Genomic DNA, 24,675 nt, shown 5'->3' with positions numbered 1-24,675 from the left:
AAACCAGCGCGAATACCGCGGTCAACGCTTGCCATATTCTGTTATTCTGCTTTTTCGATTGCGTTGACCAACATCGATAAAATCATCTGCGCTTCACTGAAGCATTCACCGACTGAAGAGTATTGCCGCATTCCCAAGCTAATCGGTATCGATTTACCGTAAAGAGAGACTACGGCAGGTGCAGCGATAATCGATAGCCTGCAAAAACCAAGTTATGCGAACCCTATATACCTACTGCATGCTTTTTCCCCGGCGCACGGCTTATGTCCTGCTTGCGCTGCTGGCGGCCGGCGTTGCTGAAGGGCTCAGTCTGACGGCGCTTCTTCCGTTGCTTTCGACTGCCGTGGGCGATACCGCCAACTCCGATGTCGGGCGGCGAATCGTGGCAGCGCTCCACAGTATTGGAATTGAACCGAGTATCGGCGTGATGCTGCTGATTATCGTCGGTGGCATGATCGTCAAGAGCCTCATACTGCTGCTGGCCAACAGGCAGGTTGGCTATACCGTTGCACATGTCGCAACCGCGCTTCGCCTCGAATTGATCGATGCACTGCTGGCCAGCCGGTGGCAGTATTATCTCCGTCAACCCATGGGTTCCCTGGCGAATTCGGTCGCCACCGAGGCGTTACGGGCAGCTAATGGGTTTGAGCATAGCGTCACCGTGCTCGCGCTGGCGATTCAGGTACTCGTTTATGGGACCGTGGCCATGTTCGTTTCATGGCAGGCAACGCTTACCTCCTTCCTTGTCGGCATCGTGATGCTGCGGCTGCTGAATCAACTGATCCGCGCCACCCGTCGGGCAGGGAGTAAGCAGACCCAACTGCTGCGGCTCCTGTTGACGTATCTTTCCGATGTGCTGGGCTCGGTAAAATCGCTGAAAGCGATGGCGCGAGACAATGTTGCAGATGCCATTCTGCATGATCAAACCCGGCAACTGGAAAAAGCTACCCGGCGTGAAATCATGGCGCGCGAAGCGCTGATGGCCCTGCAGGAGCCCATACTCGCCACGCTTATAGCAATCGGCCTGTATCTGGCCCTCGTGGTATGGGACCTTTCAATGGCTGCGGTGATGGTCATGGTCTTCCTGCTTACCCGTCTCCTGAGCTTGCTCAATAAAACCCAGCGGAAATATCAGAATCTCATGGCGCAGGAGAGCGCTTACTGGGCCTTGCGTACAGCGATTGACGAGGCGCGCGCTGCGGCGGAAAGAACCACCGGGACGCGGCAACCCACGTTTCAAAAGGGAATCAGCTTGCGCAATATCGATTTCGATTACGGCGCCAAGCCCATATTCGAAGGTCTCAACCTCGATATTTCCGTCAAATCGTTTACCACGATTGCAGGGCCATCAGGCGTCGGCAAGAGCACCATGCTAGACCTGCTGTGCGGACTGGCTGAACCCAAATCAGGGGAAATTCTCATAGATGGCGTACCTCTGCGCGAAATCAATCCCCGCGGTTGGCGACGCATGATCGGTTATGTGTCCCAAGAAAATATCCTGCTTCACGATACCGTCCTCAGCAACATAATCGTAGGCGCGCCCGATCTGGTTGAAGCGGATGCAGAAAGGGCGCTGCGCCAGGCAGGCGCGTGGGATTTCGTTTGCGCGCTCCCGGACGGCTTGAACACTGTGGTCGGCGAGCGTGGAGGACTCCTTTCAGGCGGCCAACGTCAGCGTATCGCAATTGCCAGAGCGCTGGCTCATCAACCGCTTTTCCTGCTGCTGGATGAACCGACCAGCGCTCTCGATCCCGAAAGTGAGCGGCTGGTTTGCCAAACCCTGCAGAAGCTCGCACAGAACCTCACCGTGGTTGCCGTATCTCATCAGCCTGCGCTAATCAATGCGGCCGATAACACATACACTCTTTTAAACGGTAAGGTGGAGCGACTGCAACGCACGTCCGAGGTTGAGGATGCTTCAGATGCACAATCCATATTACGCAAGGAAGCAACTTCGGGCTTCCCGATAAGGTAAGCGCCACTCAGACCCCGGGTTACGCTACGCCCATCGGCAACGTTCGGGGATCGCAACCGGTTAACCTGTTTTTTCAAATACGAAACAGGTTTCGCCCCAGTTTTTGGTTGTCTTGAATTTCACTTTCAGCCCCGCCTGCTCCATCAGATGGACGGCTTCGTTCTGCTCTTCAACCGTTCCCAACTCGACGATAACTGATTTTAGCGCTGGATGTTTCAGAACGTTCTCCGCTCCCTTGATTATGGGTATCTCTATGCCATCGACATCAATCTTGATATAGTTGGGGTAAGGGAATCCCCAGTTCGCACATAAATCGTCCAATGTCACCCCAAACATGCCTTGAATATGACTGGCAGGTTTTTTCATGTTCTTCAAATCTTCCTTACCGAACTGTGAGCGGTTTCCCCCGCCGATAAACTTGGGGATATACAGTTTTGAAAATCCCACCTGTCCGGATACAGCCACGCCATAGGCAGTAATATTTTTTTCCAGCCTGTTCAAGTAGATATTTTTATTGAGCAGATAATAATTGATACACTGAGGCTCAAACGAATATACCTGAATGTCATCTCCGTATTTTTTGGCCGGATATAAGGAATATTGACCTATATTCGCTCCCAGATCAAAGAAGCACGATCCGGCTTCAAAACTGTCAAGCCAATCCAGGGTATCAGGTTCCTTAATCGAATAAGTTTTCGCCCGTTGCAGAGTCCGGAAATTATCCACCGCGATACGTATGGACTGGCCCTTGACGTTTACCTTTGTGTAGCCGCCTTTTAGTCCATAAAGCGCTACAACAAACCCCGACAGAATATTTGTAAAAAATGAAGACATGTATATGTGTATGCGAGCTGTAAAATACCGATGAAGAGAAAAAGATAGAAGCGGATGCCGAAGGATATCTCGTTTATTTGTTTTAATCCCGAATATTTTTAATTTTTGCGTAGCATGTGGCTAACGCAATCGTTTGGATTAAATCCGCGAATAGATGTGGAATGAGAAGAACCAAATCCGTTCTACTTCTTGGGCGGAATCCAATCGCTGAGGATGCCGATATTATAAGGAGAGCCGCTTTCCGCAAGCACCGCTGACACTTCTTCCACGCTCACGCCTTTTCTCGTCAACAGGCTTTTTTTGAGAAACGGGAATTTGAACTCTGTAATAAGCGGCTTCCATAAGTGAAAAGTTGGCTCAATCCATGTGGCAGGTCTTTGATGGTAATGAACTCGAGCCAGGACCGGCTCTAAACCATAAAGTGCGGAAAGCCGAAATCGATGACGGAATAGCCGGGAAAACCCGACCTCGTATTTCCGAATAATGGCAATCTTGAGTTCCAGCACATCGACTTCCTGGAAGAAGCGGATAAATTCCTCAGATAACAAAACATTTTTTTTGCAATAGAGGAAATAAGATTGCAGGTGCGGATGGATATGAAAAGAGTCCGTCATGCCAATGATATCGGCACCGCAATTTTCAAGTCTCGTGATGATATCCCTGATACTGAAAAGCGGCCCAAGAACACTATCATTAGCCAACAGAAGACCGGCGTGTGTCTTGTATTGAGAATATATTTCCAGACCTATTTTCCATCCATAAAAATCGTATCCCTTATTCTCCCGATTTATAATTCTTACACAGCATTTCGAAAGTCTCTTCAGGTCTGCATCCGAAATCGTGTCACTCGAGCTGATGAATATGATGTTGAATCCTGCGAGCGCGAGCTCATCAAGATAATGGTATACATTCTCCCTGACAATATTTTCTCCGTCGTAGCTACAAAAAAGACACACCGGTCTGTCGTAATCGGGCGTTACAAATCCTTCTTCACACAGCCTTACCAATGGTTTTTCGCTTATCTTCTTCCTTGTAAGCAAATAGAAGGATAAATCGCGAACATATTTGAAGTCTTTCAATAGTGCTTTGATCGACCACTTCATCGGCCACTCGGATGAGCGATCATTAGGCCGCTTTAGGGATGTTTTCATGAATGTCAGCTATAACTGCTCGTCAACAGGTGAACACTAGAAAGAACCAGAGCGATACTTTGGCGCTACCCACTCGGCAAAAGAGATCTTCCCCCGTTCACCGCCCATAACGGTCATTCCGGCACCTGTAAGATGGTTAAGAAAGATTCGCGAAGCGATACGTAGATACCAAGCGGCGAGGACGCGCAAGCGGCTGCTACTTCCCACCAGAACTTTCGGCATCAGGTTCCGGGGGGAGTTGAAAACCGGCAAGTGTTTTGCCGGCTATCCGAATTATCATTTCACGATCCTCGTCACCCAAATTATCAGCAGTCATGATGCGCGTCCATACTTCGGCTGAAATATCCGCAGCCGCCCTGCGAACCGCCTGCTCGGCATCGGCCATGTGCTCTGACGGAACATTGTCAAAAAGCCTGGCGGTCAGCGCCAGCAGTATGACTGTTTGTTCAGGCACTGAAACCGGCGCGGACTCGGGCTGCTTGAGGCAAGCGCGGATGCGGCGGCCGTGCTCGATAATTTTACGTGTGTCTTCATCCAGCCTCGCGCCGAACCGGGCAAAGGTTTCCAGCTCTTCAAATTGAGCGTAATCCAGTTTCAAATCACCTGCAACTGCACGATAGACAGCACGCTGGGCCTTGCCCCCGACACGCGAAACGGATTTACCCACATCGACAGCCGGCAGCACACCCAATTCGAACAGCGATGGAGAGAGGTATATCTGACCATCGGTGATGGAAATCAGGTTGGTCGGGATGTAGGCGGAAATATCCTGCGCTTCCGTCTCGACGATCGGCAGCGCTGTCAGCGAGCCCCCGCCGAGCGAATCGCGCAAATGCGTCGCGCGCTCCAGCAGCCGCGAGTGAATGTAGAAAATATCGCCAGGATAGGCTTCGCGGCCTGGCGGGCGGCGCAGCAGCAGAGACAATTCCCGATAGGCGCGCGCGTGGTGCGTGAGATCATCGTACACTATCAGCACATCGCGTCCCTGTTCCATGAAATACTCGGCGATGCTGGTTGCGGCATAAGGCGCAATATAGGCGAGGCCGGGAGGATCGTTGCCTTCGGTTACGACAACTATTGTGTAGTGCATTGCGTCTTTTTCGCACAGGGTTGCGATCAGCTTGGCCACCCCTGACGCATGCTGCCCGATAGCACAATAAACGCATAGTACATTTTCATTTCGTTGATTCAGTATCGTATCCAAGGCGATGGCGGTTTTGCCTGTCTGGCGGTCCCCCAGAATCAACTCGCGCTGACCACGGCCCACCGGAATGAGCGCATCAATAACCTTGATGCCGGTTTGCAAGGGCACCGTGACCGGCGCACGGTCCATGATCGGGGGAGCAGGACGCTCGATAGGCAATCGTGCTGTGGAAATAACCGGCGCTTTTCCGTCCCGGGGCCGGCCTAATGGATCGATGACTCTTCCGATCAACCCGTCACCTACCGGTACATCCATTACATGTTCTGTCCGTTCAACTTCATCACCTGTATGTAATTGTGAGTAGTCATCCAGCAGAATCACGCCGATCTCGTCTTCTTCGACATTGAATGCTATGCCATATGAATCGCCGGGAAATCTCAGCACCTCCTCGAAGCCAACGCCAGGGAGGCCAGACACTTTTGCAATACCGGAGGCGATGCTCGTAATAATACCTGTCTCGCACTGCGCTATTTGCGGCGCCCAGGCTTGGCGCGCCTGCTCCATTTGTGCGAAAGCACTGTCGAATATGCCTTGTAGATTGTTTGCTGCCATCTTCATCGGCTCTCTGGCGGAATTTCAACAGTGGGTGCAGATCCAGGACCGGATCCATATTCGGTTTGATTTTCCAGAAGTTTCCCGATCTCCTTTTCAAGCGATGCAAGGTGATTCTCAATGCTCCACGCCACCTTGTGGCCATTGGTGACAAGCTCAATGCCGCTGACCAGTTCTGGCTCGACCGCAAACCGGACTGAGGATTTCACTCCCAGCATTTCCTTCAGCACAGCCGCTATTGCATTTTGCTGGGCAACAGATAATTCAAACGCGCTGCGAACCAGAACCTCCTCCGCTACCGCCGTTACCGTTGCCAGCATCGGCGTGGCCGTTGACGCTGCTGGCGTTGACACCGTCCCCGACTGAAACGCCGAAGCCAATTGCGCCTTTTCGTCATCGCCCAACTCCCGCACGCGCCTGATAAAAGCTTCTACGACATGCGCTTCGAGGGTGGTACTGGCGAGGTCGGTCAGCACCTTTCGCGCAATGGCAAATACCTCCGCGCATGTCTTCCGGGTAAGCGCTTCGCTCAGGCTCCGATATTCGCGGCTCAATGCTTTCTCCCGGCTCGCGCGCAGGTTGTCGAAATCATTTTGCGCGACGGCAAGCAGCCGCTGGCGTTCAGCTTGCGCCTCGCCCGAGGCCTTGCTCAAAAGCGCGGTCCGCTGCCGGTCAAACTCATCGTTCTTGTGCTGAAACTCGTTGCGCTCCTTTTCGGCCGCCATTTTTTTCGCATCGGCATCGGCCAGTTCCGCAGCGATTCGTCTCTCTCTCGCATCGAGGGCATTGAGAATGGGCTGGTAAAAAAAACGCTTCAACAACCATACCAGAACCAGAAAATTGACAGCTTGCGCTACGACAGTGAACCAGTCGATCAGCACGAATTACTTCCCCGCAGCCTCGGAAATCACGTGATTCCAGAACGGATTGGCAAAAATCAGAATCATGGAAACCACGAAACAGTAGATGGCCATGGACTCGACTATTGCCAGGCCAACGAACAATGTGCGGGTGATGGTCGCGGATGCGTCCGGCTGCTGCGCCAGGGAGCTCAAAGCCGTAGCAATCGCCCGCCCTTCCCCCAATGCCGGGCCGATAACGCCGATGCTGATCGTCAAACCGGCGGTGAGAATCGATACGATTGCGATCAGGGTCATGCTGTCCATAGTCTCTCCTATTCTATCTGATCCTGTTTCTTGAATATCAAGCCCTGCTTTGATTACCTCTTTCTCTTTCAAATCCAACGGATCTCCGGCTTCAACCGCCTCCGTGGCCAGACGCGGCGGCAGCGATATAAACCGTGGCAAGGATGCTGAAGATATAGGCTTGTACCATGCCGGTCAGCAGGCCAAGCGCACTCATGACGATTGGAAAGAAAAATGGCGTGATGCTTAACAGGATTGCAAGAATCATCGTTCCGCTCATCATGTTGCCAAACAGACGGACAGCCAGAGCCAGTGTACGGGAGAACTCGCCAATAATATTGAACGGAAGCATGAGGGGCGTAGGCTCGAGATAGGAACGAAGATAGCCGCCCAACCCCTGCTCTTTTATGCCGTACAGTGGCACGGCGATAAACACGCAAATCGCCAGCGCCGTTGTAGTCGAGAGCGATCCAGTAGGCGGCTCATACCCGGGGATGACGGTGAAGAGACTCGCCGTTGCAACAAACACAAACAGTGTGCCCACGAAACCCAGATACGTTCGGGACTGGCGCAAACCCACTTCCTCAATCTGTTTCTTGATGGCACTGACGATGATTTCCAGCAGATTCTGCCAGCGGGCACGTTCCAGCCCAACAGAAAGTTTGCGGGTAATGGCCTTTGAACCGGCGGCGAGCACAAACATGAGTCCCCAGGTATAGACAATCGTGGCGTTAAGTTTGATGAAGCCATATTCCCAGAAGATGATGTCGTCAGGACTAAGGTGCATGCCAGGCCCCTTCTATCCCGGTTGGTCCAGTTCTGCTTTTTCCACCGATGTTTCCGCGATGGGCACGGCGTTCGATAGGGGAACAGGCAAAAGCCGCGTCGCCGCCAGCCGTGCGATGAAAAATCCGAGCAGACCTGCAAGCAGGATTTTCCAGCTGCTGCCAAGCAAGTCGAGGAGTAAATAGAACCCCCACGTGACAATGCTTATGCGCAGCATCATGCTGCCGATAAACCACAGCGCTGGTCTGCGAGCTGCAACTGCATTGCGAACGGTGCACCACAGGCCGCCGAAAAATATCACGCCCAGCAGGAAGCCTGCTACCAGCCCCAACATCAGCGCCTGGTTCGAGATTTCGCTCATTCATGATTCTCCTGTTGCTTATGGGTTTCCCTATCTTCTTTGACGATCCAATGCCAGGCATTCAAGCAACCAACGACCAGGCCTGCAAACAGCAGCGTTAGCGTCCAGGAATGATTCATGGCGTAACGCCGGTCCAGCCAGACGCCGAGTGCTGCCCCCAACAGCGTTGGCACGACCACCGACCAGCCAACCAGACCGATCATGGTCAACCCTGACCAGGCGGTGCGCTTGACATGGGGCTCCGCCCGTTGTGCCTGTAACTTGCGTGCCGCCCGAGCCCCTACCCGCCGGCTTAATTCCGGCTCATTCGTTGAATGCTTCTCTTCGGGGTGATTCTCTCCCGACGGATCACTCACGATAAAATTCCGAGAAGCGGCGAATGAAACCGCTTTCCATCTTTGCCATCATCCGGCGCATGCCCTGCTCCTGCGCATCAAGATTTAAAAACTCATCCCTGACCGCCTCGCGCAATGTACCGAGATCCGCTCCTTCTATGGCATTACGGACCGAGACCAGCACGTCCGGGCCTGTTTTTATCAGGATGCCTTCATCGACAGCCAAGTAGGCCTCGCCGGCCTTGTCCTGGCCTTTCGTCTCGAAAACGAGTATTCCCGGTATAAGCGCCGCCACGCAGTCAAGCCGGTTGGGAAGAATCCCGAACGATCCTGCATCTGTCTCGGCGACAATACGAACGACACCGGTCTTTTCCGCAAGGACCCTGAAAGGTAGAAGAATTTTAAGATTCATGAGTTGCGCTTTCCTCGGCTCCGGCTTCGGCTTCGGCTTCGGCTTCGGCTTTACCACTGACTTGCCGAATCGTTCTTTTTTTCACCTCGCCAACCGTCCCGATCATATATAGCGCTCTTTCCGGAAGATCGTGGAATTCGTCCCGCAGGATGCGTTCGCAGCCATCCAGCGCATCCTTGAGGCTTACCAGTTTTCCCTTGATGCCGGTAAATTGCTCGGTGGTGAAAAATGGCTGGGTAAGAAAACGCTCCAACCGCCGCGCACGGGCAACTACGTTGCGGTCTTCAGGCGATAACTGTTCCAGCCCGAGCATGGCAATGATGTCCTTGAGTTCCGCATATTGCGCCAGCGTGCGCCGGATCTCCTGCGCAATCTGATAGTGCCGGTGACCAATCACACCCGGCGTAGCCATTTTGGAACTTGATTGCAGCGGATCGATGGCAGGGTATAACCCCTCGCTGGCTCGCTTGCGCGAGAGTACGATGGATGCGGAAAGATGCGAAAAAGTATGCACCGCCGCGGGATCGGTAAAATCATCGGCGGGAACATATACTGCCTGAATCGATGTAATGGCGCCGGTATCGGTATTGGCAATACGTTCTTCCAGCTGCGCCAGTTCCGTGCTCATCGTTGGCTGGTAGCCCAGGCGCGACGGCATCTGGCCCATCAGTCCGGATACTTCCATGCCGGCCTGGATAAAACGGAAAATATTATCTACGAGCAGCAGTACATCACGATGCTCGTCATCGCGGAAATACTCGGCCATGGTCAGCGCCGCATGGCCGACGCGAAACCTGGCGCCAGGCGGCTCGTTCATCTGGCCGAATACCATCACCATGTTCTCCAGCACGCCCCCAGCGACCATATCGCGGTAGAGTTCCTCGCCTTCGCGGCAACGCTCGCCTATGCCACAAAAAATGCTTACGCCCTCGTGCTGACCGGCCACGTTGTGGATCATCTCGGTCAGCAATATTGTCTTGCCTACGCCCGCCCCCCCAAGCAAGCCCGCTTTGCCGCCGCGTTCAAGGGGCATCAGCACATCAATGACCTTGATGCCCGTTTCGAAGATTTCCGCTTTTGTGGAGAGCCTCGCCAATGAAGGAGAGGCACGATGGACGGTGCGCCATTGGACATTTTCCGGCACCGGCCGGCGGTCGATGGCATTGCCGAACACGTCAAACATGCGGGAGAGCGTTGCGCTGCCGACAGGCGCCATCAGTGGTCCGCCTGTATTCCTGACGGACATGCCGCGAGCAAGACCCTGTGTCGGGGTCAGGGCAATGCCGCGCACGCCATGGGCGTCGAGCTGGGACAAGACCTCGATAACAATCCTCTCGTCCTTACCGGTACGCAGCAACGAGTAGATTGGGGGCACGCGAGTTTCAAACCGTATATCTACAATACCGCCGCGCACCGAAATAATCGAACCGAGTTCTGAGAAAGCCGACATCGTATTCATATTTTCCCCGGCAAGGCGAGGTGATAACTTTATGAATAGCTACTCCCTGCCAGTCTTGATTACCCCTAGTTATCCCTGACTGCTGCCAGTTTCAGTATAGTTCAGGAGTTATGCTATTTCCATCAAGTGCCAAAAAATGTGCGAAAAGCTCTTTGACATGCACGCCACTCCAATATTTGGGCACCGCTTCTCCAAACTCGGCAAGGCTGGCAAGCAGCGTCTCTCTCCGTGTCCGCTATGCGGACGGGTCCACGGCTTTTTGGGATGGGTCAGGCAGCATGAGCTTCAATGTTTCAAGAGTATCGGCTTCGTCGACTTTTTTGTCGTCGCGAATACGCAGCATTCGAGGAAATCGTACGGCCACCCCTGCCCTGTGGCGGGCAGACCGCGCAATCCCTTCAAACCCGATTTCAAAAACCATGGTGGGCGTTACACTGCGAACCGGCCCGAATTTCTCAACCGTTGTTCTGCGGATGACCGCATCGACTTGGGCGATTTCGCGATCCGTCAGACCTGAGTAAGCCTTTGCAAATGGCACAAGTTTGCGCTCGCCCTGCAAGCCGCTATCCCATACTGCAAAGGTGTAATCGGTGTAAAGCGAGGCGCGGCGGCCATGTCCCTTTTGCGCGTACACCAGTACCGCATCCACTGTATAGGGATCGATTTTCCATTTCCACCAGATACCGCTCTCCCTGGTACGGCCTATCCCGTATTGCGCGCTAACCGACTTGAGCATCATGCCTTCAACGGCGCGGGAGCGCGAACTGTCCCGCATAATGCCCAGCATATGCCAATCGGGAGTCTCGATCAGAGGCGACAGGATCAAACCAGGGGCGTTGATATTGAGCACGACATCCTCCAGTCTCTTGCGACGCTCCGACTGGACAAGATGCCGGATATCGTGTCCGCCTTGCTCCAGCAAATCGAATGCGATAAATACCGCGGGAAACTCGTTTAATATGCGGGATGACACTGTTTTGCGGCCGATGCGTTTTTGCAGTTCTGCAAACGAGGCCGGCCCGTCGTTCTTCCACACCAGAATTTCCCCGTCTAGGACCGTGCCGTCGGGAAGAGAAATACCGCTGACCTCCGGAAAGCGGTCCGTGATGAGATCTTCGCCACGCGACCATAGCCAGCTTTGCCCGCCGCGTTGCACCAATTGAGCGCGAATCCCGTCATATTTCCACTCAACCAGCCACTGCCTGATATCGCCCAACATTTGTGGATCGGCTTGTGGATTGGCTTGTAAAGGGTGGGCCAGAAAAAACGGATAAGGCTGGCCGCCTTTGTTCGCGTGTTCAAACTCCGACTGCGCAGCAGTCAGCAGCTTATAGCGTTCCGCGCTGGGTTGCAGCGCACTGTCGGTCCATCCCATCATTCGCTGGGCTATGATTTTGACATCCAGCCCGGTAAGTTCGCTTAATGCCCGAACCACCAGCAGCTTCGATACGCCGACACGAAACGCGCCGCTGATCAACTTTATCAACACAAAACGCTCCTGCGTTTCCAGTTCATTCCAGTAGCTGAACAATGCCTCCCGGGTCTTTTCGGGTGTTTCGTTCCGTAGCGGGATAATCCGCTCTTCCATCCAGTTTGCGAGGGAAATGTTGATTTCATGGGATGGCGGCGGCAGGATATGCGCAATCGTTTCGGCCAGGTCCCCTACCGCCTGATAGCACTCATCAAACAGCCATTCCGGAATACCGGACATTTCGGTTGAAAATTGCCGCAAGAATTTTGTCGAGACTGTCTGACGCGGTTTTCCACCGGCCAGAAAATAAACCGCCCATGCAGCATTGGCTGGTTGAGCATGGCTGAAATACCGCTTCAATGCATCGAGCTTGCCCAGGGTTGCGGTGGTTGCGTCCAGCTCGTTGTAAAGTCGCGCAAAATCACGCATGACTTTCCTTGAAAGCAATAGCTTCGTTGGCGGCTGTGTTGTCCTCTTCATCCGTACCGTATTCGGTCTCGAAAGCCGAGGCATTCAGGCTGTTTTCCTGCAACCACCGTACCATGACGTCTACATGCCCGTGCGTGACAATCACGCGTTGTGCACCGGTTGCTGTAATTGCGCGCATCAGACCTGGCCAGTCCGCATGGTCAGACAGCACGAATCCCCGATCCACCCCGCGTCTCCGGCGCGCACCGCGCAGAAGCATCCAGCCGCTTGCGAAGGCGTCGCTATGCTCGCCAAACCGGCGCATCCATGGGGACCCCGCGGCCGATGGCGGGGCAATAACAAGCGCTTCGCGAAAGCCGGATTTATGATTTACGTCGCTGACACTCAGCGTAGCTGGCAACGATATGCCGCCCTTGCGATAAATACGGTTGAGCGTTTCCGCAGCGCCATGGCAGATAATCGGACCGATAGTACTGTCGATACCGCTCAGGATGCGCTGTGCTTTGCCGAATGCATAACAGAAGAGAACACTGGGACGCCCCTGTTCGGCATTGCGCCGCCACCATTCGCTGATATCCTTGAAAATGGCGCTTGCAGGCTGCCAGCGATAAATGGGCAGGCCAAACGTTGATTCGGTGATAAACGTGTCGCAAGGAACGGTCTCGAAAGCATCGCAGGTACCGTCCGGCTCCAGCTTGTAATCACCGGAAACAACCCATACTTCACCCTTGTATTCGAGGCGGACTTGGGCGGAACCCAGCACGTGGCCCGCCGGGTGAAGGGAAATGGTTACACCGTTATGCGAGAGACGCTCGCAGTACGCCAGCGTATCCAGGTTGATATCGCCCAGCCGCAATTTGAGGATGGCCGCACCGGGAAGCGCGGCAAGGTAATGAGCATGACCGGGACGGGCATGGTCTGCATGCGCATGCGTGATGACCGCACGCTCCACTGGTTGCCACGGGTCGATGTAGAACTGCCCCGGTACGCAAAAAAGCCCTTCCTTTCTTGCAACAACCAGATCGGCCATACGCAGCTCAGCTTCCCCCTGATTCGAGCATGGCCACTTCTCAAGAGGTTGTTGACATAGAGTTGCTCGCCGTTGCGGAGCTTAGTGCTTCTTGTACAGCCCGATCAGCTCGGAATATCCGATGACATGACCTTGCATCGCTTCCTCCAGCTTTGCCTTGGTGGGCTGATTCAGGTTCGGAAGCACGGTATCCAGCGCGTAGAGTTTATGGAAATACCGGTGATTGCCGATCGGCGGACAGGGTCCGCCATAGCCGGTGCGCTCCCAGTCATTGAGCCCCTCTTGTGTTCCGGATGGAAGCTCTGTCGCTGGAATTGCCTCGGCCAAACCGCTGGCAGTGGTCGGAATGTTGTACAAGACCCAGTGCACCCAGGTTCTCTTGGGCGCGGCAGGATCAGGCGCATCCGGATCATCCATGATTAATGCCAGGCTTTTTGTACCCTCCGGTACATCCGTCCAGAAAAGCTCCGGTGAGGTATCGTGCCCCTGGCAAGTATGACGTGCCGGGATCGCCCCCTGGTGAGAAAACGATGAAGATGTGATGTTCATGGGCATGGCGGGTTTCTCCTTATTCTCCTTTGTCTGCTTTCTTTCCTTCTGTTTCGTGAAAGAGCCCGTTTCAGCCGCAACCGCCACAGACATTACAGCCGTGACAGCCGTTCCCGCCAGCAGGCAGATGAGGCTGATGCCCAGCAGGGCAGCACTTCGTATGCATGCAGCGGAATAGGGCCGTGCGCTCATCTATCGGGCCTGTTTATCATGATATCGGAATGAGGCGTCCTTTCTCCCCACCCAGCTTGGGCAGGTGAACGGTCAGCACGCCATTCCTGTAGTCCGCTTCCGCGTGATCGGCGTCCACATTGCTCGGCAATGGAATGGCCCGCTGGAACACTCCATAGGCGCGCTCCATGACATGGTAGGTGCTATCGTTCCTGGCCCGTTCAAAACGTTTTTCGCCTCTCAAATAAAGCATATTGCCGTCGATTGTAATTTGACAGTCTTCTTTTTCCATTCCAGGTACTTCTATCCGTACGAGAATCTCCTTGTCTGTTTCTTCCATCTCTCCCGCCAGCAGGCTCCAGGTTCGAAAAGCGGGAACCATGCCGCCTGTCTCCCGCACCTTCTCCACCTCATCCTTGCGATGCACGAAGTGAGTAAGCGCATCGCTACTGTGATGGGCCAGTTCACGCCAGCCCTCTGAAATATGGTCCCAGGTTCGGCCAAGCCCACGGCTGATGTTTGTTTTGGCGTGTTTCAAAGACTCAATCATGATCATGCTCCTTCTCATTATTGGAAAGAATTGGGTGGATGCCAGACAAGATCAACAATTGGCCCCTGACCAACTTTGCCATAGTGTTCGGCCTCATCTCCGTATGTTCAGTAATGCATCTCGACCAAAGGCTTTTGGATGCGAATACCAGGCTATCAGTGACGCCGCCTCGTCTCCTTTTGCCGCTGATAGCTGATCAACTTGGAAATGGCAAGCAATTCTTCCGATAACAGTTCCAATAGGTCATCGAGCGTCAGTATCCCCAGGAGCGCGCCGGTTTCGTCCACTATAGGCAAGCGCCTCACCGTCTTGCTGCGCATATACTGAACCGCCTCGAAGATTCCCACACTTTCTTTCACTGTTATCAATTCCTGCTCCATGATATCGCCTACCGTGATAACGGTATGGTCGAGCTCGGTGGCCATGATTTCTACCACCAGGTCCCTATCGGTGACAATCCCGACAGGAACCCGGACACCATCACGCTCCTCGACGACGACTACATCGCCGACATGATGCTTACGCATGAGTTTGGCCGCTTCCAGAACGGTATCGTCACGGCGTAAAAAAACCACATCGCGATTGCAAATTTCTCCGATAGGCATAGCGCCCTCCGTTTTAAATTACATGTTCGGTACAAAGTATTTAAGGCAACGCCATGCATGATTCTTTAATAGCTGTTAAGCCAAAATAAGCGGAATCGCCCATTCTGGTCGACATTGGCGTTCAGCGGGTCCAAGTCACCCGCAGCAGATACTCATCAGGGTTATAGTGAAATTCGAGATCGCCTTGATAGGCGTCGTGTACCGCTTCACCAATGCCTCGCGCCAAATGGATATCCGTTGTTGTAACCAGCGTTGCGCCATCTTTTTCTTCGATTTTCATGATGCGGTTAAATGGGTGCTCGGTCTTCTCACGTTTTTCTATGTTATTTACAAGGTGCATGATCTCGCTTCGGTGCGCGTTATAGAATTCCCCATCCAGGGTGATAAAACCGGCCGGATAATCATCCTGGATGCGCTGACAGGCAGCGCAAATTTGCTGGTGCGCCCCGGGGGGAGCCTCAAGCCACTGCCAGCGCCCTTCCTGGAATACCGCGCCGCATTGCGGGCATACGCTAGGCTCCGGAAGCTTTTGTCTTGCCCGATAGGCATCATGTACGCGCTCCTTGAAGAGTTTGTCATGGCGCGAAATCTGGCGGAAGCCTGGCGGAGTTGTTTGGGTGCCCATGATAAGACTCCTTTTATGTGAATCACTGGTTATTCGCTAAGGATGAAAAGTCCGGGATGTCTTGTTATACATAGTGCGCTTCATCACGGACCATCGTTGAAATCGTAGTTGGCAAGGTTGTAACTGACGCGCACTCTGATCGATTCTCGCTAATCTTCCCCTTTGATTTTTTCTCAAGAGACCATTTATCAGCCTGGGCCGCCTTTTATATATTCCTCAACCCATCTCATCCAGCTCCATCATTTCACTTGTATTGCCCGCCGTCCGTTTCTTTTCGGTCAATTCCGCAATCATGACGTCGACAGTGAGAATCAGGCCGGCTATCGACGCAGCATTCTGTAAGGCAGAACGTGTTACCTTGGTGGGGTCGAGAATGCCCATTTCGACGAGATCGCCGTATTCTTCGGTCGCCGCGTTATAACCGAAGTTGCCCTTGCCCTCCAGCACTTTGGCGAGGATTACTGGAGATTCGCCGCCGGCGTTTGCCACGATCTGCCGCAAAGGCTCTTCCAATGCGCGCAGCACAATCTCGATGCCGGCTTGTTGCTCATTATTGTTGCCCTTCAGTGTGCGTATTGCCTCTCTGGCCCGTAGTAACGCCACACCGCCGCCTGGCAGAACTCCCTCTTCCACCGCAGCCCGGGTTGCATGCATCGCGTCTTCAATCCGGCTCTTTTTCTCCTTCATACCTGTTTCGGTAGCGGCGCCCACTTTGATCACCGCGACACCACCAGCGAGTTTGGCGGCACGTTCCTGTAACTTTTCTTTATCGTAATCGCTGCTGGATTCTTCTATCAGTTTGCTGATGTGTTTGATTCGGCTCCGAATCGTTTCGTGATCTCCGGCACCGCTAATCAGTGTCGTGTATTCCTTTCCCGTTTCCACGCGCTTGGCTTGACCAAGATCTTCCAATGTAACCCTTTCCATTGTAAGACCCGCTTCCTCGGCGATTACCTTGCCACCGGTGAGAACGGCAATGTCATCCAGCATCGCCTTGCGCCGATCGCCGAAACCGGGAGCCTTGACGGCAACTGCTTTCAATGTGCCACGGATATTGTTGAGCACCAGGGTCGCCAGCGCTTCGCCTTCAACATCCTCCGCGATAATAAGTAGCGGACGTCCAGCTTGGGCGATTTGCTCCAGCAGTGGGAGCAGGTTCTGGATATTGCTGATCTTCTTGTCATACAGAAGGATATATGGCTCGTCCAATACCACGATCTGCTTATCCGCCGTGTTGATGAAGTATGGAGACAAGTAGCCACGATCAAACTGCATCCCCTCCACCACTTCCAACTCGTTTTGCAGGCTTTTGCCATCTTCGACCGTTATCACCCCTTCCTTGCCGACCTTTTCCATGGCCTCGGCAATAATTTCGCCAACAGCCATGTCCGCATTAGCGGAAATGGCGCCAACCTGGGCAATTTCCTTATTAGTCGTGCACGGTTTGGAAATTTTCTTGAGTTCCTCGACGGTAGCGGCAACCGCCATATCGATGCCGCGCTTTAAATCCATCGGATTGATTCCGGCCGCAACAAACTTGGTGCCTTCGCGGATGATTGCCTGTGCAAGTACCGTAGCGGTGGTAGTGCCATCCCCGGCCACCTGGGATGTTTTGCTGGCGACCTCCTTTGCCATCTGCGCACCCATATTTTCAAACTTGTCTTCGAGTTCGATCTCTTTCGCTACAATGACACCAGAGTTCGCGACCAGAGGCGGACCATAGGCACGATCGAGAATGATATTCCGCCCTCTTGGGCCAAGCGTCACCTTTACGGCGTCTGCAAGGATGTTGACGCCTTCAATAATTCTGGCACGGGCTGTTTCATGAAACAGAATCTGTTTTGCCGCCACGAAACCTCCGGAATAAATCGCGCAACCCGAGCCAGTTTTGCATGGCGAGGTATTTCCCCCGCCCGTGCGATCAGTTCCTCTCGAGCGGCTTTCCGTCTGAAGCAAACTATGATTGCAATATCATATCCATGCCTTCGCTTGATGCAGGACGGCGGCCGATACATATTCATCTTGGGCAGACCGGCAATCTCGCCGGCGGAATGGCCGGCATAGCTGCACGTTAGGACCTGCTGCCGGAATTATCGGTTTATTTAACCTCGATCCGTTTGGCGGTCTTGCCCTCTTTCTTTGGTAGCGTCAGTTCCAGCGTCCCATTTTCATACTTTGCCTCAGCTTTGGTCTCGTCCACGTCGCCCCCCAAAGTAAAGCTCCTGTAGCTCGATCCCTGATGGCATTCGCGACAAATCACTCTTTCGCCTTCTTTTTCCTCTTTTTCCTGCTTTGTCTCGCAACTGATGGAAACTCGATTTCCCTCTACTTGCACCTTCACGTCTTCTTTCTTCACCCCGGGGATTTCTGCACGTACGGTATAGGCCGTATCGTTTTCGCTCAAATCGATCTTGATGGTGGGAGCCGTCTCCCCTTCCATCGAAAAGGGACGCATTCCGAAATTTCTGAACAGGTCATCAAAATTAGCGAATGGATCGAAGCGAGCAATGTCACCATAAAGCGGTGAACGCCGAGCAATATTTGCCATGATGTCTTCTCCTTTGAAATATTAAAAATTCGATTATCAATTCGACTATCTTTACCACTACCCCTCACCTGATCGCGTAAGCAACTCTCGGTCTGAATCTTTTCGGCGATCAGAAATTCGCTTCGGGATATACGCCATCTGTTTCCGCGTCCGCCTCCAGCCCATCCTGCGCTTCGTCATAACCGTATCCGGCCAAGTCATAATAAAAGGCACTCGAAATAATGTGATGATCTTGTATATCATGCTCGACTGATTCTTGGTCTATCTCTGCTGTCGTTGACATGTCCGGCAAAGAATCCCCGGGGCGCTCAACAGAGCCGTCATTATTCGAGTCTTCCTCTACACCGACACCGGGCTTGCTTGATGAACTTGACAAAATATGCTCCCCCTTAAAAAATTGGCCCACCCGGCTATGCAAATTGGTATTACTCCAATTTACTGCACACTCTCGCCCCGACGGGGCGAATTTGCCAATTTTTAACACCTCATCATGAGCATCTCTGTGCGCTGCCTAACATTAGCCGGGACGTCTCCATAAGAATCTGTGGGACCTCCCGGACTGCTGTTATTTAGGCTCGCAGATCCCCGGACAATCCGCTCCACCGCGTTTCGGATCGCAGTCATCAGAAGGATCGTCTATACAGGTTTTGCCTTGAGGGCATGGAATCCCCGCAATTCCACCGCATGCTTTGGGTTCGGACTTCTTGCATTCCCCTTCATGCTCGATGGATACGCCCGCCGCTGCTGCGGTGCATGCGTTCCCATAGGTTTTGCCGTCGCAACCACAAACAGGCCGGAACTCCCTGGTACAAATGGAGGGCTTGGTCTTGCACGTACCTTGTGCGTCCGGCACCTTGCATTTACCGATATCAAAATCACAAAACTGTTTTGCGTCAGGACAGGCTGTTCCCGCAATACCGCCACAGACTGCAGACCCAGCATTATCAATCGGCTTGCATTGATCCGTTAGCTCCACGTTGAGGAAGGTCCCCGCCTTGGGCCGAATGTCCCGCAACTGCTTGATGAAGGCATTAAACTGGGTGGGTGTAGAGCTAAAACCTGCTTCCGCGCATGCGCTCAATCCACCTTCGATCGGAACCGGACCGCCTACCCTGGGGCTATAAACAGCGAAAGTATCAACGGTGTCCGCCGTAATCGCTTTTCCTACCAACTTGCGGACTGATTTCAATGCAGCGTTATCCAGCGCCCCGCCGGTACTGCCAAGAGAGATATTCACGGCGCGGCTTGCAGGACGGTCGCCTCCACGGTCTCCATCATTCTCGGCAAAGGCAGGTGCGCTAAGCGCGACTGCTCCGATCAGTAAAACATAAGGTAATATTTTCATTTTTTCCTCCCATCCAACAGTTAACGAGATCACATCCACTTCCCCTCTTGTGGGCTATCGGCCTGGAGGAACATCCTGCGGCGCGAGTGTTTTTTTGAGATCAGGGCAACCAAATAAAATCGAGCGCAGTCTAGATAGTTTCCTCACCCCCAATGCAGGTCTTCCGCCGGCGAGCCATGGCACCCATCAGGCCGAGTCCGGCGAGAAACATCAGGTATTGTTCGGGCTCGGGCACCGCGGTAACCGCTAGCGTTACATCGTGTTCATGGTAGAGTACGTCGAAGTCCACAGCCGAGCCAAATCCAGGAGTGCTGACGGAGGCGAATGTCGAATTTTCCAGACGCTCATCGAAAGTTGCCACCACAAAGGTGTCGCCGACCACAGGCGTATAGCCGAAATTCGATATGGCAATTTCACCGCCCAGCATTACATCCTCGGTAATCGTCAGTTGGTCAAAGCTGCTCAGGCTGGCTAGCTCGAAGTTGATTACACCGCCTGAAGCCTGATTGAGATCACCGTCGATAGTAAGATGACCAATGGCATCTCCGGGATTGATTTCCCCGGTATTGACCAGGTCGTTGTTGGTGTCGGTTTGAATCGTTCCGTTGCCTTGAAGGATTCCGTCATTCGCGAAGTTCGCATTACTGCCATGGAATACCGCTCCTGTAGCGACGTTGATCACGCCTTGATTATTGAACGATCTGGTGGCTTCCAGCGTGCCCTGCTGTATGTTAACCGAGCCCGAATTTTCGAACGCTCCGCTGATCACCGTCTTGTCGGAGCCGTCGGTCGCGCCAATCGACTTGGTCAGCGTGCCCTGGTTGATGAAGGTGCCGTTAACGAAGTCTGCATCAGTTTGAATATCAAGGGTGGCGCCTGCGCTGTTGGTGAAGCGCCCACTGTCCCAGCTCCTGATGTCGCCCGTGCCAGTCCAGGTGCCTGCACCGTTGTTGACAATACCGCTTGACCCCGTACCGTTCGAATGCCCAAGTATCTTGTTGTTGGCGCCAGAGATATTCAGCCCGCCATTGGCAATGACATTGCCGCCATCACCCCCTATCTGTCCACCAGAGTAAGTGGTCAAACCACTTACCGCCAGATCGCCAACTCCATGGAGATCGCCACTGGACATGGTAAGCGTGCCCGTGTTGGCCGTCACACCAGAAGCCACACTAAACTTGCCATTGCCTATGATTTCGGTCTTGCTGGCATTGTAGGTCGCGCCGGTGTTAACAACCAGCTCTCCAAAACTGCTCACCATACGCGCATTGCCAGTTACGTTGGCACCGGCATTCAAATCGTGCGTGGGCTTGCTGGAACTCCCGGCAAATTCAATCCAGCCATCGCTGTCGCTGGCAAAACTGCCAGTGTGGGTGCCTCCACCCGTTAATGACAGAACTCCTTGCGTTACATTGACTGAACCGGAATTATTGAATAGCGCACTGATTACCGTCTTGTCGGAGCCGTCGGTCGCACCAATCGATTTGGTCAGCGTGCCTTGGTTGATGAAGGTGCCGTTAACGAAGTCTGCATCAGTTTGAATATCAAGGGTGGCGCCTGCGCTGTTGGTGAAGCGCCCACTGTCCCAGCTCCTGATGTCGCCCGTGCCAGTCCAGGTGCCTGCACCGTTGTTGACAATACCGCTTGACCCCGTACCGTTCGAATGCCCAAGTATCTTGTTGTTGGCGCCAGAGATATTCAGCCCGCCATTGGCAATGACATTGCCGCCATCACCCCCTATCTGTCCACCAGAGTAAGTGGTCAAACCACTTACCGCCAGATCGCCAACTCCATGGAGATCGCCACTGGACATGGTAAGCGTGCCCGTGTTGGCCGTCACACCAGAAGCCACACTAAACTTGCCATTGCCTATGATTTCGGTCTTGCTGGCATTGTAGGTCGCGCCGGTGTTAACAACCAGCTCTCCAAAACTGCTCACCATACGCGCATTGCCAGTTACGCTGGCACCGGCATTCAAATCGTGCGTGGGCTTGCTGGAACTCCCGGCAAATTCAATCCAGCCATCGCTGTCGCTGGCAAAACTGCCAGTATGGGTGCCTCCACCCGTTAATGACAGAACCCCTTGCGTTACATTGACTGAACCGGAATTATTGAATAGCGCACTGATTACCGTCTTGTCGGAGCCGTCGGTCGCACCAATCGATTTGGTCAGCGTGCCCTGGTTGATGAAGGTGCCGTTAACGAAGTCTGCATCAGTTTGAATATCAAGGGTGGCGCCTGCGCTGTTGGTGAAGCGCCCACTGTCCCAGCTCCTGATGTCGCCCGTGCCAGTCCAGGTGCCTGCACCGTTGTTGACAATACCGCTTGACCCCGTACCGTTCGAATGCCCAAGTATCTTGTTGTTGGCGCCAGAGATATTCAGCCCGCCATTGGCAATGACATTGCCGCCATCACCCCCTATCTGTCCACCAGAGTAAGTGGTCAAACCACTTACCGCCAGATCGCCAACTCCATGGAGATCGCCACTGGACATGGTAAGCGTGCCCGTGTTGGCCGTCACACCAGAAGCCACACTAAACTTGCCATTGCCTATGATTTCGGTCTTGCTGGCATTGTAGGTCGCGCCGGTGTTAACAACCAGCTCTCCAAAACTGCTCACCATACGCGCATTGCCAGTTACGCTGGCACCGGCATTCAAATCGTGCGTGGGCTTGCTGGAACTCCCGGCAAATTCAATCCAGCCATCGCTGTCGCTGGCAAAACTGCCAGTATGGGTGCCTCCACCCGTTAATGACAGAACCCCTTGCGTTACATTGACTGAACCGGAATTATTGAATAGCGCACTGATTACCGTCTTGTCGGAGCCGTCGGTCGCACCAATCGATTTGGTCAGCGTGCCCTGGTTGATGAAGGTGCCGTTAACGAAGTCTGCATCAGTTTGAATATCAAGGGTGGCGCCTGCGCTGTTGGTGAAGCGCCCACTGTCCCAGCTCCTGATGTCGCCCGTGCCAGTCCAGGTGCCTGCACCGTTGTTGACAATACCGCTTGACCCCGTACCGTTCGAATGCCCAAGTATCTTGTTGTTGGCGCCAGAGATATTCAACCCGCCATTGGCAATGACATTGCCGCCATCACCCCCTATCTGTCCACCAGAGTAAGTGGTCAAACCACTTACCGCCAAGTCGCCATCACCTCGGAGGCTTCCACCGAGAAAATCAAGACCCGCTATCCCGCTATTAAACGATAGTGTTGAGTTGCCACCATTGATGATCGCCTTGTCGCCGCTGCCCGGCACACCAGCAGGTGACCAGTTCGTATCGACTCCAAAGTCTCCCGTACCGCCAAACCACGTTCGATCGACGGCAAGAGCTGGCTGAATGAAGCCGGACGCAGCCATCGCTGCCGCGATCGGCAATATTCGGAAATAGCTTCGGGCTGGCCTGATATGTTTAGCTTGATAATTTTTCTTTGTATTTTTCATCTGCATCTCCTAAAGGGATCACGGATTCCGCTATTCACGACTTCTTTTTGTGCTGCCGGAGAGACGGCATTATTAAAAATAGGTGAGATTTTTTAAAAAGCAAGGGATTAGTGGTGGCCGGAGGAAAAGAGGGGCATAGGTCTAGCGGTAGACTGAATTGGATCGTCTTCCACGGACAGGCCGCACGGCCCGCACAAAATTTCTGGTACTCCGAAAAACGGAGATGGGGAGAAAAGTGCTATGGAGTTAGCAACCTACAAGCCAGACGGATAGGTCTCGTCCAATTCGCCGGGCCTTTTCTGGACAAACGCCGGCAATGGCTGCAGAGCTTCCGTTCTATCGATGTGAATCATGAAGTCGAATTGTCTTGGCAGAGAGGTGTAGAAGTAATGGCTGACCCGCTCGGTTTCGGGCCGATAGATCACGCCGATCGCCCGCTGTAGCCTTTTCGCTCTTAACATGTCAACCGCTTCGCTTCCGGTCCTCAGGTTAAAAAAGAAACGTTTCTTTTCGAGCTGCGAAAAAATCTCTTCGTAGCTATCAGGCAACGGGTCACGAATAGTTTTCGTTTCGGCGGGTCCGTCCCAATCCGTGGCCGCCGTCACCTTTCCGCAGCTGGTCGAAAATCCGATGCGAAGCGATTTATCGGTATAATTTTCACTGACCAGCTGGCCGATATTGACTTCACCGCGCTGTCCCATATCGGTTGCAGCAGCATTGCCCAGATGGGAATTGTGTGCCCAGACAATGATTCGCGCCTCGCGTCCCAACCGGGATTCCAGATGACTGGCAAGTTTTTCGAGCGTTTCGAACATATGCCTGTCTCTCAAATTCCATGTGCTGGGCCGGCCCCTGAACATGGCGCGGTAATATTCCTCGGCATTTTTTACCAGTTCGGCATTCTGCTGCGCAGAGAAATATTCGTTTCCGGCAAAGACACCGTCCTTTTCAAGATAGAGCCTCGCCTTGCGTTGCAGTTGCATGAGCTGTGAGATGACTTCCTCCTCGCATGAATCCCACCGGCCCGAGGCAATGGCATAACCATACGCCTGGGGATTGCCGATGAACTGGCCAAAGCAGCCATAACGCGCCCGCGCGGCAGCGGCTTCTTGCGGGTCGACCTTGTCCAGATACGCGAGCACCGCCTCCATGGAGGTTGTCATGCTGTACAAGTCAAGGCCGTAGAACCCCACCGATTCCTGCTGACCCTTATATTTCCTGGCCTCTTCGTTGTAATTGCGCAGCCATGTAACAAAGTCGAGGACTACGGTATTACGCCACATCCATGTGGGAAACCGTTCAAAATTGGACAAGGCAGCATCGGCGTTCGTATCCTCCGATCGGCCGGATACATAGCGATTAACCCTGTAGGCGTCGGGCCAGTCGGCCTCAACCGCGACAGCGTCGAATCCTTCTTCCACGATGAGATGCTGAGTCATTTCAGCGCGAAGCTGATAAAACTCAGCGGTGCCATGGGTGGCTTCACCGATCAGGACGAACTTCTTTCCTTTGACATGCTCGCGCAGGGTTTGTATTAATCCCCCCTGATCGGTGCCGGCTTCCAGCAATGGTTGCGCTTGCTTTTCCAGTGTATCGATCAGATGGTGGCGGGAGTCTAGATCAGGCATATTCGAACCTCTTCGCTTTTGGGCGGAAATCCGGTTTCAGTAAATCTCCAGAAGCTTTCCATTTTTCA

The 24,675-nt window shown here is 53.5% G+C and carries 23 protein-coding genes; 1 reads left to right on the top strand and 22 read right to left on the bottom strand.

Features of this window, described 5'->3' with window-relative positions; genetic code table 11:
• Window positions 1-214 precede the first annotated feature (214 nt).
• Window positions 215-1,975 (top strand): ABC transporter ATP-binding protein, encoded by a 1,761-nt coding sequence (locus tag CRO05_RS08335; protein WP_097066796.1) that lies wholly within the window; start codon window positions 215-217, stop codon window positions 1,973-1,975.
• A gap of 60 nt (window positions 1,976-2,035) precedes the next feature.
• Here CRO05_RS08335 and CRO05_RS08330 read toward each other — a convergent pair whose 3' ends face one another.
• The 22 genes from CRO05_RS08330 to CRO05_RS08220 all read right to left on the bottom strand — a co-directional run bounded on the left by CRO05_RS08330 (window position 2,036) and on the right by CRO05_RS08220 (window position 24,607).
• Window positions 2,036-2,809 (bottom strand): FkbM family methyltransferase, encoded by a 774-nt coding sequence (locus CRO05_RS08330; protein ID WP_097066795.1) that lies wholly within the window; start codon window positions 2,807-2,809, stop codon window positions 2,036-2,038.
• Between the two features lie 182 nt (window positions 2,810-2,991).
• Entirely contained in the window at window positions 2,992-3,960 is a 969-nt protein-coding gene (locus tag CRO05_RS08325; RefSeq protein ID WP_097066794.1) for a rhamnan synthesis F family protein, read from the bottom strand.
• Window positions 3,961-4,156: 196 nt separating this feature from the next.
• The gene (locus CRO05_RS08320) at window positions 4,157-5,722 is read right to left on the bottom strand and encodes an alternate F1F0 ATPase, F1 subunit alpha (protein ID WP_097066793.1); all 1,566 of its coding nucleotides are present in this window, start codon (window positions 5,720-5,722) and stop codon (window positions 4,157-4,159) included.
• On the bottom strand, window positions 5,719-6,597 hold the full coding sequence (locus CRO05_RS08315; protein WP_097066792.1) for a F0F1 ATP synthase subunit delta: 879 nt from the start codon (window positions 6,595-6,597) through the stop codon (window positions 5,719-5,721). Before CRO05_RS08315 ends, CRO05_RS08320 begins: the two co-directional genes overlap by 4 nt.
• A 3-nt stretch (window positions 6,598-6,600) precedes the next feature.
• Complete coding sequence (locus CRO05_RS08310) at window positions 6,601-6,882, bottom strand: F0F1 ATP synthase subunit C (protein WP_097067877.1); 282 nt, start codon at window positions 6,880-6,882, stop codon at window positions 6,601-6,603.
• A 91-nt stretch (window positions 6,883-6,973) separates the two neighbouring features.
• Window positions 6,974-7,648 carry a F0F1 ATP synthase subunit A gene (locus tag CRO05_RS08305; RefSeq protein WP_097066791.1) on the bottom strand — a complete coding sequence of 225 codons (675 nt, stop codon included), beginning with the start codon at window positions 7,646-7,648 and terminating at the stop codon, window positions 6,974-6,976.
• Window positions 7,649-7,660: 12 nt separating this feature from the next.
• On the bottom strand, window positions 7,661-8,008 hold the full coding sequence (locus CRO05_RS08300) for an ATP synthase subunit I (protein WP_097066790.1): 348 nt from the start codon (window positions 8,006-8,008) through the stop codon (window positions 7,661-7,663).
• A complete protein-coding gene (locus tag CRO05_RS08295) occupies window positions 8,005-8,364 on the bottom strand; it encodes an AtpZ/AtpI family protein (RefSeq protein WP_097066789.1) in 360 nt (119 codons plus the stop codon). The genes CRO05_RS08300 and CRO05_RS08295 overlap by 4 nt, the downstream gene beginning before the upstream one ends.
• Entirely contained in the window at window positions 8,357-8,755 is a 399-nt protein-coding gene (locus CRO05_RS08290; RefSeq protein WP_097066788.1) for a F0F1 ATP synthase subunit epsilon, read from the bottom strand. The genes CRO05_RS08295 and CRO05_RS08290 overlap by 8 nt, the downstream gene beginning before the upstream one ends.
• Window positions 8,745-10,214, bottom strand: a complete 1,470-nt coding sequence (gene atpD, locus CRO05_RS08285; protein ID WP_097066787.1) for a F0F1 ATP synthase subunit beta — start codon at window positions 10,212-10,214, stop codon at window positions 8,745-8,747. The genes CRO05_RS08290 and atpD overlap by 11 nt, the downstream gene beginning before the upstream one ends.
• Before the next feature lie 235 nt (window positions 10,215-10,449).
• Window positions 10,450-12,114: an ATP-dependent DNA ligase gene (locus CRO05_RS08280; protein WP_097066786.1), complete on the bottom strand. Its 1,665-nt coding sequence runs from the start codon at window positions 12,112-12,114 to the stop codon at window positions 10,450-10,452.
• A complete protein-coding gene (locus CRO05_RS08275; protein WP_097066785.1) occupies window positions 12,107-13,144 on the bottom strand; it encodes a ligase-associated DNA damage response exonuclease in 1,038 nt (345 codons plus the stop codon). The genes CRO05_RS08280 and CRO05_RS08275 overlap by 8 nt, the downstream gene beginning before the upstream one ends.
• A gap of 81 nt (window positions 13,145-13,225) precedes the next feature.
• Window positions 13,226-13,885, bottom strand: coding sequence for a YbhB/YbcL family Raf kinase inhibitor-like protein (locus tag CRO05_RS08270; protein ID WP_339389580.1), 660 nt, complete (start codon window positions 13,883-13,885; stop codon window positions 13,226-13,228).
• A 16-nt stretch (window positions 13,886-13,901) separates the two neighbouring features.
• Window positions 13,902-14,414 (bottom strand): Hsp20/alpha crystallin family protein, encoded by a 513-nt coding sequence (locus CRO05_RS08265; RefSeq protein WP_097067875.1) that lies wholly within the window; start codon window positions 14,412-14,414, stop codon window positions 13,902-13,904.
• 155 nt (window positions 14,415-14,569) lie between these two features.
• The gene (locus CRO05_RS08260) at window positions 14,570-15,019 is read right to left on the bottom strand and encodes a CBS domain-containing protein (RefSeq protein ID WP_097066784.1); all 450 of its coding nucleotides are present in this window, start codon (window positions 15,017-15,019) and stop codon (window positions 14,570-14,572) included.
• Between the two features lie 121 nt (window positions 15,020-15,140).
• On the bottom strand, window positions 15,141-15,644 hold the full coding sequence (locus CRO05_RS08255; RefSeq protein ID WP_097066783.1) for a BCAM0308 family protein: 504 nt from the start codon (window positions 15,642-15,644) through the stop codon (window positions 15,141-15,143).
• A gap of 216 nt (window positions 15,645-15,860) precedes the next feature.
• Window positions 15,861-17,495 carry a chaperonin GroEL gene (gene groL, locus CRO05_RS08250; RefSeq protein ID WP_097066782.1) on the bottom strand — a complete coding sequence of 545 codons (1,635 nt, stop codon included), beginning with the start codon at window positions 17,493-17,495 and terminating at the stop codon, window positions 15,861-15,863.
• Window positions 17,496-17,742: 247 nt separating this feature from the next.
• Entirely contained in the window at window positions 17,743-18,192 is a 450-nt protein-coding gene (locus tag CRO05_RS08240; RefSeq protein WP_097066780.1) for an Hsp20/alpha crystallin family protein, read from the bottom strand.
• Window positions 18,193-18,301: 109 nt separating this feature from the next.
• Complete coding sequence (locus tag CRO05_RS08235) at window positions 18,302-18,568, bottom strand: hypothetical protein (RefSeq protein WP_143860899.1); 267 nt, start codon at window positions 18,566-18,568, stop codon at window positions 18,302-18,304.
• A gap of 189 nt (window positions 18,569-18,757) precedes the next feature.
• Window positions 18,758-19,537, bottom strand: coding sequence for a Kazal-type serine protease inhibitor family protein (locus tag CRO05_RS08230; protein WP_097066778.1), 780 nt, complete (start codon window positions 19,535-19,537; stop codon window positions 18,758-18,760).
• A gap of 130 nt (window positions 19,538-19,667) precedes the next feature.
• Window positions 19,668-22,979: a PEP-CTERM sorting domain-containing protein gene (locus CRO05_RS08225; protein ID WP_159462710.1), complete on the bottom strand. Its 3,312-nt coding sequence runs from the start codon at window positions 22,977-22,979 to the stop codon at window positions 19,668-19,670.
• A gap of 254 nt (window positions 22,980-23,233) precedes the next feature.
• Entirely contained in the window at window positions 23,234-24,607 is a 1,374-nt protein-coding gene (locus CRO05_RS08220; RefSeq protein ID WP_097066776.1) for an erythromycin esterase family protein, read from the bottom strand.
• Between the last annotated feature and the right edge of the window lie 68 nt (window positions 24,608-24,675).

This window comes from Nitrosovibrio sp. Nv4 (assembly GCF_900215485.1).
Lineage (GTDB): Bacteria > Pseudomonadota > Gammaproteobacteria > Burkholderiales > Nitrosomonadaceae > Nitrosospira.
The sequence above is the reverse complement of the archived record's forward strand: the minus strand, read 5'-3'. Positions and strand labels throughout refer to the sequence as shown.

Excerpts from the sequence above, each read along its gene's own strand:
- CRO05_RS08335 (WP_097066796.1), top strand. The coding sequence starts at position 215 with ATGCGAACCCTATATACCTACTGCATGCTTTTTCCCCGGCGCACGGCT.
- CRO05_RS08330 (WP_097066795.1), bottom strand. The coding sequence starts at position 2,809 with ATGTCTTCATTTTTTACAAATATTCTGTCGGGGTTTGTTGTAGCGCTT.
- CRO05_RS08325 (WP_097066794.1), bottom strand. The coding sequence starts at position 3,960 with ATGAAAACATCCCTAAAGCGGCCTAATGATCGCTCATCCGAGTGGCCG.
- CRO05_RS08320 (WP_097066793.1), bottom strand. The coding sequence starts at position 5,722 with ATGAAGATGGCAGCAAACAATCTACAAGGCATATTCGACAGTGCTTTC.
- CRO05_RS08310 (WP_097067877.1), bottom strand. The coding sequence starts at position 6,882 with ATGGACAGCATGACCCTGATCGCAATCGTATCGATTCTCACCGCCGGT.
- CRO05_RS08305 (WP_097066791.1), bottom strand. The coding sequence starts at position 7,648 with ATGCACCTTAGTCCTGACGACATCATCTTCTGGGAATATGGCTTCATC.
- CRO05_RS08300 (WP_097066790.1), bottom strand. The coding sequence starts at position 8,008 with ATGAGCGAAATCTCGAACCAGGCGCTGATGTTGGGGCTGGTAGCAGGC.
- CRO05_RS08290 (WP_097066788.1), bottom strand. The coding sequence starts at position 8,755 with ATGAATCTTAAAATTCTTCTACCTTTCAGGGTCCTTGCGGAAAAGACC.
- atpD (WP_097066787.1), bottom strand. The coding sequence starts at position 10,214 with ATGAATACGATGTCGGCTTTCTCAGAACTCGGTTCGATTATTTCGGTG.
- CRO05_RS08280 (WP_097066786.1), bottom strand. The coding sequence starts at position 12,114 with ATGCGTGATTTTGCGCGACTTTACAACGAGCTGGACGCAACCACCGCA.
- CRO05_RS08275 (WP_097066785.1), bottom strand. The coding sequence starts at position 13,144 with ATGGCCGATCTGGTTGTTGCAAGAAAGGAAGGGCTTTTTTGCGTACCG.
- CRO05_RS08270 (WP_339389580.1), bottom strand. The coding sequence starts at position 13,885 with ATGAGCGCACGGCCCTATTCCGCTGCATGCATACGAAGTGCTGCCCTG.
- CRO05_RS08265 (WP_097067875.1), bottom strand. The coding sequence starts at position 14,414 with ATGATTGAGTCTTTGAAACACGCCAAAACAAACATCAGCCGTGGGCTT.
- CRO05_RS08260 (WP_097066784.1), bottom strand. The coding sequence starts at position 15,019 with ATGCCTATCGGAGAAATTTGCAATCGCGATGTGGTTTTTTTACGCCGT.
- CRO05_RS08255 (WP_097066783.1), bottom strand. The coding sequence starts at position 15,644 with ATGGGCACCCAAACAACTCCGCCAGGCTTCCGCCAGATTTCGCGCCAT.
- CRO05_RS08240 (WP_097066780.1), bottom strand. The coding sequence starts at position 18,192 with ATGGCAAATATTGCTCGGCGTTCACCGCTTTATGGTGACATTGCTCGC.
- CRO05_RS08230 (WP_097066778.1), bottom strand. The coding sequence starts at position 19,537 with ATGAAAATATTACCTTATGTTTTACTGATCGGAGCAGTCGCGCTTAGC.
- CRO05_RS08225 (WP_159462710.1), bottom strand. The coding sequence starts at position 22,979 with ATGAAAAATACAAAGAAAAATTATCAAGCTAAACATATCAGGCCAGCC.
- CRO05_RS08220 (WP_097066776.1), bottom strand. The coding sequence starts at position 24,607 with ATGCCTGATCTAGACTCCCGCCACCATCTGATCGATACACTGGAAAAG.